Source organism: Eikenella sp. Marseille-P7795, from assembly GCF_916618725.1.
In the GTDB taxonomy this organism is placed as follows: Bacteria; Pseudomonadota; Gammaproteobacteria; order Burkholderiales; family Neisseriaceae; genus Eikenella; species Eikenella longinqua.
The window spans coordinates 1-14641 of sequence record NZ_CAKAJZ010000011.1; the positions used below are offsets into that span (position 1 = coordinate 1).

Sequence of the window (14641 nt, forward strand, 5' to 3'; positions counted from 1 at the left end):
ACCCCCTTCACCCCCATCCCCGAGTTTACCGCCCGAGCCGCCGACCTCATCCCCTACACCGAATTCATCGGTCTGCAATGCGGCGAATCCAACGGCAGCCCCCTCTTCGCCCTGCCCTACAAACGCGAAAACATCGGCAACGTATTCCTCCCTGCCCTGCACGGCGGCATGCTCGGCGGCTTCATCGAAAGCTGCGCCGTCCTCTTCCTCTACCACCAAGCCGGCCTCAACGAGCTGCCCAAAATGATCGACTTCTCTCTCGACTACCTGCGCAGCGGCAAGCCCGAAACCACCTACGCCCGCTGCTCCCTCACCCGCCAAGGCAGCCGCATCGCCAACGTAGCCGTGGAAGCCTGGCAGTCCGACCCCGCCAAACCCATCGTCGTGGCCCGCTGCCACTTCCAAATGCCCGCCAGCGAAGCTCGGCCGCCGCGCTAACCTTCGGCAATCATGGCACACAAAACCACAGCATCCCTATCGATGCTGTGGTTTGCTATTGGGCGGCACAAAAGGCTACCTGAAAATGCGCAGCGTCCCCCGCTTCTTAATACCCCGCCTTGCTGCGCAAGACATCGCTTTCAGGTAGCCTCTTCGCGCCCAGTCAAAACACCAATTTCCCATAAAGCTGCCCAGGCTTGCAGCGGCGGCGGATTTCCTCCGCCACTTTCATCGCCTCGCTGGCGCTGTCGCGCCACAGCCGCGAGCCTTGGCCGGGCAGCGGACGGATTTTGCCCAAATCCAGCGTTATTTTTTGCGGCAACACGCCCGTTTGCCCCGGCTCGCGGTATTGCAGCAACATCTTGGTGGGGAAGTTGCCTCCGCGCAGGTTTACAAATTGCAGCCCGTCGTAGCCAACAAAGCCTTCGCCCGCGCCGGCCAGGCAATAGCGGATGCCTGCTTCTTCCAAGCGCAGAAACTGCGGTTTGCCGCCCAAGTGGGCGCGGCGCCGCCACGAGCGTACCGCCAGGCCGAGCGCCGCGGCGAGCAATAGCAGCAGCAACAATAATATCCACATCACGCGGTGCTGCCGGGTGAGCAGCAGAATCCGGCTGATAACGGACAATAAAGCCGCCGCGCCAAACAGCGTTGCCCAGCCGTTGAGCAGCGTACTGCCAAACGACCATTCGCGCACTTCGCGGCGGGCGGCGAGATAATCGGCTTCTTCCATTTTTGTTTTCTTTCATATAGATGAGGCTACCTGAAAAATCATTTTCAGGTAGCCTTTGCCGGGCGGGCGCCTAATCGGCTTTTTCGGGCTTGGCGTAGAAATCGTGGCTGCCTTCGGGGCGGGTTTTGAAGCGTTTATGCAGCCAGAAATATTGCTCGGGCTGCTCGCGCACGCGCGCTTCGATGAAGTCGTTCATGCGCTGCACGTCGGCGGCAGTGTCTTCGCCGGGGAAGTGCTCCCAAGCGGGATAGAAGCGCAGCACGACGCGGCCGTTTGGCTGGCGGGTGGGGATGGCGGGTACGACTTTGGCTTGGGTGAGCGCGGCGATGCGGGGCAGGCCAGCGATGGTGGCGGTGGGGATGCCGAAGAAATCAGCGAAGATGGAATCTTTGCGGCCGAAATCTTGGTCGGGCAGGTAGAGGAAGGGGGCGGGGTCGGCGCGCAAGTGTTTGATGATGGCGCGCAGGCCTTCGGTGCGGCCGATGAGGAAGACGTTATCGTAGCGATGGCGGCCGCGCAGGATTTGCGCGTCGAGCTCGGGGTTTTTCTGGTGGGAATACATGCTGGTGAGCGGCACGTCTTGGTTGAGGGCGTATACGGCGAGCTCGAAGGCGGTGAAGTGCGGGTAGAGCAGGATGACTTTGTGCCCGGCGGCGAGTTCGTTGTCGAGATGATGTTTGTCTTGGTAGCGCACCAGGGATTTGAGCCGCGCGGCGCTGCCGTACCAATAGAGGCCGTATTCGAGCACGAGCTTGGCCATGTGGCGGAAGTGGCGCTTGAGCAGGGTTTGGCGCTGCGCTTCGCTTAATTCGGGAAAACACAGGCGCAGGTTGATTTGGCCGATGCGGCGACGGGGGGCGACGGCGTAGTAGGCGAGCGTGCCGATGGCGTCGGCCAGCTTTTGGATGGCGGCGAAGGGCAGGAGCTGGATGAGGTAGAGCAGGAAGAAGGCGGCTTTCATGGGCGGGGTGCGGTGGAAAGGGTTGGCCGGATTATAGCGCAGCGGGCGGGAAGGCTACCTGAAAAAGGCTACCTGAAAATGATTGGGGCACATTTTCAGGTAGCCTTGATATGCAGCCATCACGCATCCAGGCTTTGGTCCATATCGGCGGAGGGGCGCACGTTGCCCTGCCCAATCACGCGGGCGGGCACGCCGACCACGGTGCTGTGGGCGGGCACGTCGCTCACCACCACGCTGCCGGCGCCGACTTTGGCGCATTCGTTTACGCGGATGTTGCCGAGGATGGAGGCGTTGGCGCCAATCATCACGCCGTCGCCGATTTTGGGGTGGCGGTCGCCGCCTTCTTTGCCGGAACCGCCCAGCGTGACGCCGTGCAGGATGGAGATGTCGTTGCCGAGCACGGCGGTTTCGCCCACCACGAGGCCGGTGCCGTGGTCGACCATGATGCCGTGGCCGAAGCGGGCGGCGGGGTGGATGTCGATGCCGAACACTTCGGAGGCGCGGTTTTGCAGGAAGTAGGCAAGGGTTTTTCGACCGTGCTGCCACAGCCAGTGGTTGATGCGGTGGGCTTGTATGGCGTGGAAGCCTTTGTAGTAGAGCAGAGGCAGGTAGTAGGCGTCGCAGGCGGGGTCGCGCTCGTAGTAGGCGACGATGTCGGCCTGCATGGCTTTGGAGATGTGGGTGTCGCTGCTGAGGGCTTGGAAGAAGATTTCGTTGAGCGCGCGGCTGTCCATCACGGGGCTGGTGAGCTTGCTGGAAAGATGGAAGGCAAGCACGCGGTCGATGCTGCTGTGGCGCAGCACGGTTTGGTGCAGGAAGCTGGCCAGCATGGGCTCGCTTTCGGCGGCTTGGGCGGTTTCGGCCAGGATGGTTTGCCACAGGGTGCGGCTGTCTTCGTAATCGAGGGTGGTCATTTTGTTTTTCAGGTAGCCTTTGGGCGGCTAGGAGCTGGGTTTTGCAGCGGGGCTGATATGGTTTTCAGGTAGCCTTGGTGTGAGGCTACCTGAAATATTGGGGCTTATTTGCCGCGCATCAGCTCGAAAAATTCGTCGTTGGTTTTGCTGTCTTTGAGCTTGCCCACCAGGAACTCGGTGGCTTCCAAATCGTCCATCGGATGCAGGAATTTGCGCAGCAGCCACATGCGCTGGAGCTGGTCGTTGGGCACGAGCAGCTCTTCGCGGCGGGTGCCGGATTTGTTGATGTTGATGGCGGGGAACACGCGTTTTTCGGCCATGCGGCGGTCGAGGTGCAGCTCCATGTTGCCGGTGCCTTTGAACTCTTCGAAAATCACGTCGTCCATGCGGCTGCCGGTTTCCACCAGCGCGGTGGCGATGATGGTGAGCGAGCCGCCTTCTTCGATGTTGCGGGCGGCGCCGAAGAAGCGTTTGGGGCGGTGCAGCGCGTTGGCGTCCATGCCGCCGGTGAGGATTTTGCCGGAGGTGGGTGCCACGGCGTTGTAGGCGCGGGCAAGGCGGGTGATGGAATCGAGCAGGATGACCACGTCTTTTTTGTGTTCCACCATACGCTTGGCTTTTTCAATCACCATCTCTGCCACTTGTACGTGGCGCGCGGCCGGTTCGTCGAAGGTGGAGGCCACCACTTCGCCGCGCACGGAGCGGGTCATTTCGGTAACTTCTTCCGGGCGCTCGTCGATCAGCAGCACAATCAGCACCACGTCGGGATAGTTGGCGGTGATGGCATGGGCGATATTTTGCAGCATCACGGTTTTGCCGGTTTTCGGCGGCGCCACCAAGAGGCCGCGCTGCCCCATGCCGATGGGGGAAACCAAATCGATGGCGCGGGCGGTGATGTTTTCCTCAGCCTTGATGTCGCGCTCCAATTTGAGCGGGCGGGTGGGAAACAACGGGGTGAGGTTTTCAAACAAAATCTTGTGTTTGCACACTTCCGGGTCGTCGCCGTTGATGGTGTCGAGGCGCACCAGGGCGAAGTAGCGCTCGTTGTCTTTGGGCACGCGCACGCTGCCTTCGATGGTGTCGCCGGTGTGCAGGTTGAAGCGGCGGATTTGGTTGGGCGACACATAAATATCGTCGGGGCTGGCCAGATAGGAGGTATCGGTGCTGCGCAGGAAGCCGAAGCCGTCGGGCAGGATTTCGAGCGTGCCGGAGCAGGTGAAGCTCTCGCCCTGCTTCATCATGTGGCGGACGATGGCGAATACCAAATCTTGTTTGCGCAGGCGGTTGGCGTTTTCAATGCCGTGCTGCTCGGCCATTTCCAGCAGTTTGGAAATATGCTGGGTTTGTAGTTCGGAAACGTGCATAGGGTGTTGTGCTGTTAAATAAAAATATGAAACGGGGATGATGTGAACGGCGGTTCAGATCATGGGGAACGGAAAGATTGTGTGTGGAAACGGGATGGAAACTTTAAGAACGGTGTGGCAGTGCGCCTGAGAAACGGGTTGCCCGCAGAAAACCGGGCGATAAAACGGGCGGCATTCTAGGATTTTGCCGGCGGCTTGTCAAGGAAAGCCACCGCCGGCAAAGCAGCGGTGGCAGAGTATGGCGGCTTACAGGGAAGCGTTCAGGAAATCAACAAGCTGGCCTTTGCTCAGGGCGCCCACTTTGGTGGCCACGCGCTGGCCGTTGTTGAACACCATCAGCGTGGGGATACCGCGCACGCCGAATTGGGCGGGGGTTTGCTCGTTGTCGTCGATGTTGATTTTCACCACTTTCAGCTTGCCTTGCAGCTCTTCGGCGATGTCGTCCAAAATCGGGGCGATCATTTTGCAGGGGCCGCACCAGGGCGCCCAAAAATCCAGCAATACGGGCAGGTCGGACTTCAGCACGTCTTGTTCGAAAGCGGCGTCGGAAGAATGGATAATCAAATTGCTCATGTTTTTTCCTTTTCAGATAGGGATTGGCAGATGGCGGGCAAGATAAGGGTTTTGCGGCAAAATAACAAGGGCGGCGCGGCAATAGTGCTTATAGTTTCTGGCAATCGGCTTTCAGGTAGCCCGAAGCGGCCTTAATTCAGCACCAGGTTTACCAGCACTTCTTTCAGCAAAAAGCCCATCACGCCCAGCCCGAGCACGAAAAACAGCACGGCCATGCCAAACTTGCTGGCGCCGGACTTTTTGCCCAAATCCCAAATGATAAAACCGATAAACACAATCAGCACGCTGAGGCCGATTTTCATGCTCCAGGCGGAGAATTCGGCTTCGGTCATGATTATTCCTTTGCGGTGGTGTGGGAGCGGTATTATAGGAATTCTGCGGCGGGGAGGCTACCTGAAAACGATGTCTTGCGCAGCAAGGCAGAGTTTCTGCGAAGCTAAAACGATGTTCCCGAAGGAAGCAGAGTTTCTGCGAAGCTAAAACGATGTTCCCGAAGGAAGCAGAGTTTCTGCGAAGCTAAAACGATGTTCCCGAAGGAAGCAGAGTTTCTGCGAAGCTAAAACAATGTTCCCGAAGGAAGCAGAGTTTCTGCGAAGCTAAAACAATGTTCCCGAAGGAAGCAGAGTTTCTGCGAAGCTAAAACGATGTTTTCTCGCCGCCAAAATTTTTCAGGTAGCCCCTATCGCTCGGAGGCTACCTGAAAAATATTTCGGCACAATCGGCACGGTTTGCGCGCCGCGAAAGTCTGCCCTACGGTTTCGGCGTGTTGATGTTGATTAGCCCGTTGAGCACGCCGTCCAAGCGCCGTACACGGAAATCTTGTCGATTTTCTCGGTTACCTTCTCCAGCGTTTCCAGCTCTTTCAGGCGCAGGGCCACCGGGTTTTCCTCCATCACGCGCGAGGTGTTGAGCAGCGAGCGGGTGGACGCGGTTTCTTCGCGGCGGCGGATGTTGTTGGCCAGCGCGGATTTTTCGGCTTCCACCACGCGGGTGAGGATGCTGCGGATTTCGCCGGGCAGGATGATGTCTTTCACGCCCGCATCGCTGATTTCGATGCCGCGCAGGTGTTTGGCACGCATGGCGGCGGAAAGCTCGGCGTCGATGGCCTGCTTGTCGGCCAGGAGCTGGTCCATCGTTTTGCCGCCCACCACGGCGCGGATGGCGAATTGCAGCTCACGGTAGAGGTATTGCTCCGGCTCGCGGTGCTGGGCCAGCCACAGCGGCGCGTCGGTGATGCGGTAGTTGCACACGGCGTTCACGCGCAGGGTAACTTTGTCTTCGCTCAGCAGCTCCTGGCCGAAAATTTCGCAGGTTTGCGGGCGCAGGTCGATGATTTCGGCTTGCAGCTCGCGGTTGGCCGACCAATAGTAATACTCGCCGGCGGGCAGCACGGGCTGCAGCTCCTGATTGATATACAGCAGGCCCTGGTGCTGGGCGGGCACTTGGAAGAAATACACGATATCGGCCAGGCTGCTGCGCCAGAAATCGGCGGCTTTGAGCTTGGCCTGCATATCGGCATCAATCCGCAGGCTGTTTTTCAAATCAACGGTTTGGATGGCATACGGCGCGGCGGCCTGCTTCCAGAAATAGGTGCGGGTGTCGGGCGCGATGTAGCCTGCCAGCTTGCCGCCCACGAAATACAGTTTCAGCTCGTCTGCCCCGGCTTCTACGCATTCGAAATGCTCGGCCACCAACGCGGGCTGGGTTTTCGCCCACACCTGTACTGCGGCGGTATCGTCGAACACGGGCTGCCGGCTGTTGGCAAACAATGCCTTTATGTCGTTTCCCGCCGGCAGGTGCAGCACATATTCGCCCGTGCCAAACACGGCCTGCAATTCGCCGCGCACCGTCACCAGCATTTTTTCGTCGGCGCTCACGGTGTATTTTTTCAGCGGCGCCTGCAATTTCGGCTGCTGCAACAGGGCGGCTTCCACGTTTTCAGGTAGCCTGAAGGCCTCTTGTGGCAAGGGGCAGGTGTGGATTTCGCCGCTTTCCGGCTTCCAAAAGGCGCGGCTCTCACCGCTGGGGATGATTTGCGGCGTGAGATAGCGGTCGTGCTACACCAGCGTGTCGGTGCCCACGGGGCTATCGATGATTTGCCAGAATTGCTCGGCTTTTTCGCGTTGGAAGCGCAGGCAGGCCGCCGCACCGTTCCATTGCACGGCCAGGCTGTCCAGTTTGTTTACGATGGTTTCGCATTTTTTGCCAAGGTGCCACACGGTATGCTTGCCGCTGCCGCGGATGCCGTGCAGGCTGCCGTCGAACACAATGATGGCGCGTTCGTTGGGAAGGAGCTTGAGTTTGCTGAAGAACATGATGTTTTCCGTGTTTGAAAATTTGCAAGCTTGAGTTTTCAGGTAGCCTTTAGAAACATAGTGAGGCTACCTGAAAATAGAAATGGAGCAATCTGCGCCGCCGCCGTGCCGGCCTGATTGGCGGCAGGCAGCGTGTGGGCGGCGGGGAGCAAGCCGGTTGCCTGGGGCGGCGGCGATGTTCTGCCAGCCGCCCGCCCGCATAGGTTTCACATCCTGCCTAAACCGTTCTGCGGGGGAAACGGGCTTGCCCGCTGCCGCTTCAGCCGTGCCTGCGGCCAAGAGGCCGGTTTGCCCTGCGCGTTGTTGCCAAACGGCACAGCGCGGCGCAAGGCAAAAGGCGGGCGACGCAAATTGCGGGTACTGCCTGATACTGCCAGATACTACTTTGTTCCCATAACAAAGGGGGGGACTCGAACCCCCTCGAGATTGCTCTCTTAAACCATTGGTTTTGAATGCGGGAATCGAACCCGCTACACTAAGATTTACAGTCTTATGCTCTACCGAATGAGCTAATTCAAAGGGTTTTGGTGTGGGCACAGCCGCTTGAAAGCGCCTGAGCCAAACCAAGCGCGCATCATAAAGGCAAAACTGCATACGGAATCGGCACGCCGCCCGCACAGGTTTATCTTTGCGAGATAACACCGCTGTTTCGGCATTTAATCTGCGGCAGGCGGATTGTAGGCAAAAAAGCGCCGGCAAACAATCCGCCCCGCGCAAGGCCGCTTTTTCCGCCCCGGCCCTTGCGCTACAATACGCCCCGCCAAACCAACCCAAAGGAGACAAAATGAACATCACCGTTATCGACCATCCGCTGATTAAGCACAAAATCACGCTGATGCGCAAAACCAGCTGCAACACCTACCAATTCCGCACCCTGGTGAAAGAGCTCGCCCGCCTGATGGCCTACGAAGCCAGCCGCCATCTGGAAACCGAGCCCTTGGCCATCGAAGGCTGGTGCGGCCGCATCGAAGGGCAGCAGATTAAGGGCAAAACCGTAACCGTGGTGCCGATTTTGCGTGCCGGCCTGGGCATGCTCGACGGCGTGCTCGACCTTTTGCCCACCGCCAAAATCAGCGTGGTCGGCCTCCAGCGCGACGAAGAAACCTTGCAGCCCGTTTCCTACTTCGAAAAACTGGTGAGCAAGATGGACAAACGCCCCGCCATGATCCTCGACCCCATGCTCGCCACCGGCGGCTCCATGGTGGCCACCATCGATCTGCTGAAGAAAAAAGGCTGCCGCAACATCACCGCCCTGGTGCTTGTGGCCGCGCCCGAAGGCGTGAAGCTGGTGAACGAAAAACACCCCGACGTGAAAATCTACAGCGCCGCACTTGACAGCCACCTGAACGAAAACGGCTACATCATCCCCGGCCTGGGCGATGCCGGCGACAAAATTTTCGGCACCAAGCAAAAAGCCTGATTCTTCAAGCTTACCCAACCAACAGGCTACCTGAAAAATCAGGCAACCTTTTTCAGGTAGCCTGTATTGCCAAGCGCCCCATGCCGTTCATCCGGGCTGCCTGACATGGCAAACCTATTTTCAGGTAGCCCACAGCGGATTAACTTCATTCCCGCTGCGGTCTTGTACCCAAAATGGATGTAATCCGACACCTATTCCGCTCACCCCCGCCAAAGGCTACCTGAAAAATGGTTTCCACCCTCACCCTACTCTCCCTCGCCGCCACCGGCTTTCTCGGCGGCGGCCATTGCGCCGGCATGTGCGGCGGGCTGAGCACCGCCTTCGCCCTGCAACTGCCGCCGCAGGTGGGGCGCACGAAACTGATTGTGCTGATGAACCTCGGCCGCATCACCAGCTACACCTTCATCGGCCTGATGCTGGGCGGCCTCGGGCAGCTCGGCATCTCGCTCGACCACACCCGCCTGCTGCAACATGGCCTCGCCCTCGCCGCCAACCTGTTGCTGCTGTTTATCGGCCTCTATCTGGCCGGGCTCAACGCCTACGCCGCGCAAGTGGAAAAACTCGGCCGCCCCATCTGGCGGCGGCTCAACCCGCTGCTCAACCGCCTGCTGCCGATTAAAAACACGCCCGCCTGCTTCGGCGTGGGCGTGTTGTGGGGCTGGCTGCCCTGCGGCATGGTGTATAGCGCCTCGTTGTATGCGCTGGGCAGCGGCCGCGCCGCCGACGGCGCACTGATGATGCTCGCCTTCGGCCTGGGCACCCTGCCCAACCTCTTGGCGATGGGGCTGTTTGCCCAACAGCTCAAGCCGCTGCTGCAACACCGCCGTTTCCGTTTGGCCGCCGGGCTTTCCGTGAGCCTGTGGGCAGCGTGGCAGCTGTGGCACAACATAGCCGGCTGGCTTCAGGCTACCTGAAAACGAGGCTTCCGAAGGAAGACGAGTTTCTGCGAAGCTAATGCGAAGCTAAAACGATGTCTTGCGCAGCAAGGCTGAGTTTCTGCAAAGCTAAAAACGCAGCTTCAACACAGTCCAAATACCCAATATGCCCACCCCAAACCCCGCCATACCTCTTATCTCCCTGCACGACTACCTCCGCCCCTGGAAACTCTTTACCCTAGCCTGCGGCATCGCCATCCTCATCGCCGGCTCCTACCTCCAGCCCGCTCCCGATTGGGACATCCCCATCAGCTTCCCGATGGCCTTCAGCACCTATCTGTTTGCTCCCATCACCTCGCGTACCCTCGCCCACCGCCGCTGGAAATGGCTGCCGCTCGCCCTGTTCGGCATGTGGTTTTCCGTGGACGGCATCTACTGGCTTTATTGGTCATGGCAAGACCCGGCCGCCCTCGCCATGATGCGCAGCGGCAACGCCCCGCCTCCGCCTGCCTCTACGGCCTGTGCGCCATGATTTGGCTGCACGACGGCCCCTTGCGCGAAGCATTGCGCCTGAATAAACCAGGCAACCCCGTTCATAAAGCCCATTGCCAAGGCTACCTGAAAAACAACGACATGTTTTTCAGGTAGCCTTTTGGCTTGACGGGAACACAATCAAACAACGGGAACAAAGCGAATGGCTCGTTGCACTACACCCAGCACGGAACCATTTTTCGGACTAAAGGACAAATGGGATGATAAAAATCGCTGGAAGCCTTACCATACATGGCTTTCAGCGATTTTTTGCCAATGTTCGTTAAAAATGCCCTTTTTGCCATAAAAGTACCCTCGTTAAGAACGGCTGTAAAAACGGCCGGCAAAGATATAAATGTTCCGCCTGCCAAAAGTACCTGCCCGTCTCCAAACTCCCTTCTCCCAGCCAACTGTTGCAAGAGTACATCCACGGCAAGCAAACGCTCGCACAATTGGCCGTCCGTTACCAATGCAGCGCCAAAACCATCCAACGCCATATCCGGCAAGTCGCTCCGCCTGCAAACACCGCCCAAAAAGTATGGGCCGCCAACCTCATTATGGACACCACCTACTTCGGCAGGAACTTCGGCGTCATGGTGTTTCTCGACAGCCTGAGCGGACAAGTACTGCACCACCAATACGTCGAACGCGAAACCGCCGCCCTCTACCAAGCAGGATTGAGGCACATCCTCAGGCAAGGCATCTCCATCCAGAGCATTACTGCCGATGGCTTCAAAGGCCTAGCCAAGCTTCTTCCCGACATTCCCTTTCAGCTATGCCAGTTTCATCAACAGCAAACCATACGGCGCTACCTGACACGCAAACCCAAATCCGCAGCCGCTAAGGAACTCAAAGCCCTGGCAGACAGCCTGTTCCGGCTATCCCAGGCAGACTTCACCCGACAATTGCAACAATGGCACAGCCGATACCGCGACTACCTGAACGAGAAGAGCTATGGGGAAGAAGAAGGGGGGGCACGATGGTGGTTACCCACAAACACCTGAGGCGTGCATATCACAGCCTGAACAGCGGCCTGCCATACCTGTTTACTTTTGAACGGAACCGGGAATGGATGATGCCGAACACCACCAATATGTTGGAAGGGCGATTTGGTGAATTGAAGGTCAAAATCCGCTGTCATGCGGGGATGGGTGTGCAGACTAAGAAATTGTTTATAGATAATTTCTTCAGAGTCAAGAAAGGACAAAAGGGATGAAAAATCATCCCTTTTGTCTATTAGTCTCAAATTTTATGGCTTTTTTTTTGACATCCCCTATGACGAGCTGGTCGATTTTATCGTGCAATGGGAGCGTAATCGGGATGTGATTAGTGAATATCCTATTCCCACTAGAAAAATCGACATCGGTGGCACATGGGAGCAGCGATTGAATAGCCTGCTGCCGCTCAACCGTTCCAAAGTGATGGTTTCCGAAACCAAGTCTAATTGGTGCGTTTATGTTAATAATAGTATGCATGGCACCTGTCTTAATTCGGATCCTCCTTATTTATGTGAGAAATTAGGAGTGCGCGAAATAGCCGTAACCTTGGTGCGGAATATTCCTAAAATCAAACCAGGTTCAACACAGTTTCTTTATAAAGATGGTACACGGCCAGAAAAAGTGCTTTCTGCAACAGGGACAGGCTGGCACAATCAATTTCCCTACCGTTATATTGCGGCACATCATGAAAGCCGCTGGGAGTTTGAAGGAAGGGGTGACCCCCTCCCATTTGAGGAATTTGAACAATACCAAGCCCGGCGCATCAAAGACCGGCTGACTCCGGAAATGGTGGAGCGCTATTGCAGCCATTTCGGTATCGACTTATTCAATCCCGATTTTTACAGCGGGAGGGCCTGTGTGTTTGAAAGCTGGGTACATCCAGAGCGTCGGAAATTATTGCACTTTCCTAATCAGCAGGGCTAGCGCATCTCATTTCTGCCAAATTCGCACCCATCTTTTTTCAGGTAGCCCATCTATCCGGCAAAAGGCTACCTGAAAAATTTCTCTTGCCTCGTTTCCCCTACCATCAACCAAACATCAATGCCCAACCTGCCTAGCTTTTTCAGGTAGCCTCTCCACTTCATCATCAACCCAGCCCTACTCCCCCGCCACATCAATCACCACCACCTCCGATTGCGAGCCCAGCCGCAGCGGCACGCCCCAGAAGCCGTAGCCCGAGGTAACAAAATAATGCCCGCGCCCGCGCGCCTCGTAGCCGTAGGCTAAATCGTTGAACAGCTTCACCAGCAGGTTGGCGGGGAAAATCTGCCCGTTGTGCACATGGCCGGACACCTGCACGTCGATCGGCAGCTTTTCGTGCCGCGCGATGGAAGTGGGGCGGTGGTCGAGCAGGAACACGGGGCGCTCGGTGTCGATTTTGGCCAGCAAATCGGCGGTGTCGGCGCGCTGCCTGTCCAGCTCGTCCGGCCGGCCGAGCACCCAAAAACGGTTGTCCACCAGCACCGCGCTGTCGTGCAGCACGCTAATCCCCGCCTCTTGCAGCGCGGCGGCGATTTCCGCCTGATGCCCAAACAAATCATGGTTGCCCAGCGTGGCATACACGCCCAAAGCCGCGCGCAGCCGCTGCAAATGCGGGCGCATGTTTTCCACCGTAGGCCACGGTGTTGTCGTCCATCAAATCGCCGGGCAAGAGGATGATGTCCACCCGCTCGCGCTGCATGATGGCCACCAGTTCGTCGATCTGCCGGCTGCCAAACAGCACGCCCAAATGCAAATCGCTGGCCAGCCCGATACGCACCGGCTTGCCCAAAGGCTTGTTAATCCTAACAGAATAATGCCGCACCACCGGCGTGTAGGCGTTATACAGCGAGAGCGCAAACAGCCCGCCAAACAACAACACGGCCGCCACCCGCCGCAGCCGCGCCGTGCGCTCCGGCGCCCACTTCAGCCGCAACAGCCGCCCTAAAAGCCACACCGCCAGCATGGTGAGCGCGCCGTAATTCAGCACCACCATCCACAGCGCCGTGAGCCGGAACGCGCCCGGCCACACGCGCAGCAACGACAAAGCCAGCAGCGCATTGCCCCCTCCAAACACCAGCAACCACACCGCACGCCGGCCGCCCTTTTTCAGGTAGCCTTCCAGCAGCCACAGCAAGCCGCGCCCAAACAGCCAAGTAAACAGCTGCATCAGCAACACCGTCAGCAGCAAAACCCACCACATAAGCTTTCATCCGTTTGCATAAGAAAAGGGCGCGGATTGTAGCGCAGGCAAATGTAAACCGCCGTTTAGCGCGCGCGGCGGTATGCGGCTTAATCTTCCGCATGGCAAACGCTACCCGCGCCGCATTTCATTTCGTTTGGGTTGACGTAGATTAGCCCTAAATTCCACACCATCTCCGCAGGATTTTAAGCTGTTGAGACGGTGTACCGAAGTTAAACCGAAATTCGCATTCTTTCAAGAACAGCAGGAAAGATTTGCGGTCGATTCCGTTGTATTTGCGTAAGACACGTTTTGCCTGATTCCAGAAATTCTCAATGCCGTTAATGTGGTTTTGACGGTCTGCAAATTCCTTGGAATGGTTAATACGGTGATGGATAAAACCACTCACGCCCAACTTGTCGTAACTGCTCAGGCTGTCGGTATAGACAATGCTGTCCGGCATAATTTTCCTTTTTATTACAGGCATCAATGTTTCAGACTTGGCATTATCCACCACAATAGTGTAGACCCGTCCCTGCCGTTTCAGGATGCCGAATACCACTACCTTGCCTGCCGCACCACGTCCTCGCCTGCCTTTGCGGCGTCCGCCGAAATAGCTTTCGTCCAATTCGACCGGGCCGGCGAAAATTTCATCGGCCGCCAGTGCCAGATGATGGCTGATGACTTGGCGGATTTTGTGGTAGAACAGGATAGCAGAGTTGGGCTGTATGCCCAAAATATCAGCAGCGGCACGGGCGGTAACTTCGAGTACAAAAACTCGAGCAGTTTCTTTTGTATTTTCCCACTTAGTTTACAATTGGTTATTTGCATTTTCGTAGCCTAGCATAGCTGCTAATCTACGTCAGTCCCTTACAGAAAGACAATTCAATTATTCGTTACAGCGCTTACAAGGCAGATCAGGAATGGAGTTTAGATAAACAACCCAATCCCCATCTCCGCGCCCGCTATGCCGTTACCTACGAAAACGATGTTTCTTGGGAAACCGCAAACATTGGATAGCCGGAACAACTATCAAGATTATCGATACCCAAACCAATGAGCTGATGGCTGAGAAAACCATGTATGCCTTTGTGCCAGAATTAGGCTATTCCAAATTTGAGCAGAATCCAAACCCTTGGGGCAGAGGGATGCGCTGTCCTAGGGAAAGTGAGTTTAAGCAAAAAACGATTACATTTGCTATTAAAGTTTTAATCCCACCACCTTGAGCCAGCGAACCCACTGTCTCCTCCCAGCCGTAAGCCCAAACCCAAAAGGCTACCTGAAATTTTCAGGTAGCCTTTTCCTCCCGCCCCTGCCGCGCCGAGCCTTGGGCAATGCTGCTATAATGCGGCGTTTTGTAT

General features: G+C 57.1%; 16 protein-coding genes, 1 tRNA gene and 2 pseudogenes. 8 read left to right on the forward strand and 11 right to left on the reverse strand.

Annotated features, from left to right (window positions below):
- On the forward strand, window positions 1-438 hold a 438-nt coding region (locus tag LG371_RS11440), incomplete at its 5' end, for a PaaI family thioesterase (protein WP_370632695.1).
- Between the two features lie 163 nt (window positions 439-601).
- On the opposite strand, the gene LG371_RS11445 is transcribed toward LG371_RS11440, so the two are convergent.
- From LG371_RS11445 to LG371_RS11485, 9 genes are all read right to left on the reverse strand, one after another.
- A complete protein-coding gene (locus LG371_RS11445) occupies window positions 602-1168 on the reverse strand; it encodes a hypothetical protein (protein ID WP_225748566.1) in 567 nt (188 codons plus the stop codon).
- A 70-nt stretch (window positions 1169-1238) separates the two neighbouring features.
- Entirely contained in the window at window positions 1239-2129 is an 891-nt protein-coding gene (locus LG371_RS11450) for a lipid A biosynthesis lauroyl acyltransferase (RefSeq protein ID WP_225748567.1), read from the reverse strand.
- A gap of 119 nt (window positions 2130-2248) precedes the next feature.
- Entirely contained in the window at window positions 2249-3043 is a 795-nt protein-coding gene (gene cysE, locus LG371_RS11455) for a serine O-acetyltransferase (protein WP_225748568.1), read from the reverse strand.
- A 104-nt stretch (window positions 3044-3147) separates the two neighbouring features.
- A complete protein-coding gene (rho, locus tag LG371_RS11460; RefSeq protein ID WP_067593630.1) occupies window positions 3148-4407 on the reverse strand; it encodes a transcription termination factor Rho in 1260 nt (419 codons plus the stop codon).
- A 246-nt stretch (window positions 4408-4653) separates the two neighbouring features.
- Window positions 4654-4980, reverse strand: coding sequence for a thioredoxin TrxA (trxA, locus tag LG371_RS11465; RefSeq protein ID WP_067593625.1), 327 nt, complete (start codon window positions 4978-4980; stop codon window positions 4654-4656).
- 131 nt (window positions 4981-5111) lie between these two features.
- Entirely contained in the window at window positions 5112-5312 is a 201-nt protein-coding gene (locus LG371_RS11470; RefSeq protein WP_067593622.1) for a DUF2788 domain-containing protein, read from the reverse strand.
- Between the two features lie 444 nt (window positions 5313-5756).
- Entirely contained in the window at window positions 5757-6947 is a 1191-nt protein-coding gene (locus LG371_RS11475; protein WP_225748569.1) for a slipin family protein, read from the reverse strand.
- A gap of 90 nt (window positions 6948-7037) precedes the next feature.
- A complete protein-coding gene (locus LG371_RS11480) occupies window positions 7038-7295 on the reverse strand; it encodes a hypothetical protein (protein ID WP_067593619.1) in 258 nt (85 codons plus the stop codon).
- A 443-nt stretch (window positions 7296-7738) separates the two neighbouring features.
- Window positions 7739-7814: transfer RNA gene (locus LG371_RS11485), tRNA-Tyr, on the reverse strand.
- A gap of 265 nt (window positions 7815-8079) precedes the next feature.
- Here LG371_RS11485 and upp point away from each other — a divergent pair.
- The 6 genes from upp (at window position 8080) to LG371_RS11515 (ending at window position 12043) form a co-directional block, all read left to right on the forward strand.
- Window positions 8080-8715 (forward strand): uracil phosphoribosyltransferase, encoded by a 636-nt coding sequence (gene upp, locus LG371_RS11490; RefSeq protein WP_067593616.1) that lies wholly within the window; start codon window positions 8080-8082, stop codon window positions 8713-8715.
- 227 nt (window positions 8716-8942) lie between these two features.
- The gene (locus LG371_RS11495) at window positions 8943-9629 is read left to right on the forward strand and encodes a sulfite exporter TauE/SafE family protein (RefSeq protein WP_225748570.1); all 687 of its coding nucleotides are present in this window, start codon (window positions 8943-8945) and stop codon (window positions 9627-9629) included.
- Window positions 9630-9756: 127 nt separating this feature from the next.
- A complete protein-coding gene (locus LG371_RS11500; RefSeq protein WP_225748571.1) occupies window positions 9757-10122 on the forward strand; it encodes a hypothetical protein in 366 nt (121 codons plus the stop codon).
- A gap of 412 nt (window positions 10123-10534) precedes the next feature.
- Window positions 10535-11125: a hypothetical protein gene (locus LG371_RS11505; protein ID WP_225748572.1), complete on the forward strand. Its 591-nt coding sequence runs from the start codon at window positions 10535-10537 to the stop codon at window positions 11123-11125.
- 68 nt (window positions 11126-11193) lie between these two features.
- The gene (locus tag LG371_RS11510) at window positions 11194-11337 is read left to right on the forward strand and encodes a hypothetical protein (RefSeq protein WP_225748573.1); all 144 of its coding nucleotides are present in this window, start codon (window positions 11194-11196) and stop codon (window positions 11335-11337) included.
- Between the two features lie 13 nt (window positions 11338-11350).
- Window positions 11351-12043 carry a hypothetical protein gene (locus LG371_RS11515; RefSeq protein ID WP_225748574.1) on the forward strand — a complete coding sequence of 231 codons (693 nt, stop codon included), beginning with the start codon at window positions 11351-11353 and terminating at the stop codon, window positions 12041-12043.
- A 174-nt stretch (window positions 12044-12217) separates the two neighbouring features.
- Here the strand turns inward: LG371_RS11515 and LG371_RS11520 are convergent.
- Together LG371_RS11520 and LG371_RS11525 are read right to left on the reverse strand one after the other, a co-directional pair.
- A pseudogene (locus tag LG371_RS11520) lies at window positions 12218-13301 on the reverse strand (metallophosphoesterase).
- Between the two features lie 157 nt (window positions 13302-13458).
- Window positions 13459-14111: pseudogene (locus LG371_RS11525) on the reverse strand (IS1595 family transposase).
- A 164-nt stretch (window positions 14112-14275) separates the two neighbouring features.
- Between LG371_RS11525 and LG371_RS11530 the strand changes: the two are divergent.
- The gene (locus LG371_RS11530) at window positions 14276-14506 is read left to right on the forward strand and encodes a hypothetical protein (protein WP_225748575.1); all 231 of its coding nucleotides are present in this window, start codon (window positions 14276-14278) and stop codon (window positions 14504-14506) included.
- Window positions 14507-14641 lie beyond the last annotated feature (135 nt).

Excerpts from the sequence above, each read along its gene's own strand:
- cysE (WP_225748568.1), bottom strand. The coding sequence starts at position 3,043 with ATGACCACCCTCGATTACGAAGACAGCCGCACCCTGTGGCAAACCATC.
- trxA (WP_067593625.1), bottom strand. The coding sequence starts at position 4,980 with ATGAGCAATTTGATTATCCATTCTTCCGACGCCGCTTTCGAACAAGAC.
- LG371_RS11480 (WP_067593619.1), bottom strand. The coding sequence starts at position 7,295 with ATGTTCTTCAGCAAACTCAAGCTCCTTCCCAACGAACGCGCCATCATT.
- LG371_RS11510 (WP_225748573.1), top strand. The coding sequence starts at position 11,194 with ATGATGCCGAACACCACCAATATGTTGGAAGGGCGATTTGGTGAATTG.
- LG371_RS11450 (WP_225748567.1), bottom strand. The coding sequence starts at position 2,129 with ATGAAAGCCGCCTTCTTCCTGCTCTACCTCATCCAGCTCCTGCCCTTC.
- LG371_RS11445 (WP_225748566.1), bottom strand. The coding sequence starts at position 1,168 with ATGGAAGAAGCCGATTATCTCGCCGCCCGCCGCGAAGTGCGCGAATGG.
- rho (WP_067593630.1), bottom strand. The coding sequence starts at position 4,407 with ATGCACGTTTCCGAACTACAAACCCAGCATATTTCCAAACTGCTGGAA.
- LG371_RS11495 (WP_225748570.1), top strand. The coding sequence starts at position 8,943 with ATGGTTTCCACCCTCACCCTACTCTCCCTCGCCGCCACCGGCTTTCTC.
- upp (WP_067593616.1), top strand. The coding sequence starts at position 8,080 with ATGAACATCACCGTTATCGACCATCCGCTGATTAAGCACAAAATCACG.
- LG371_RS11470 (WP_067593622.1), bottom strand. The coding sequence starts at position 5,312 with ATGACCGAAGCCGAATTCTCCGCCTGGAGCATGAAAATCGGCCTCAGC.
- LG371_RS11500 (WP_225748571.1), top strand. The coding sequence starts at position 9,757 with ATGCCCACCCCAAACCCCGCCATACCTCTTATCTCCCTGCACGACTAC.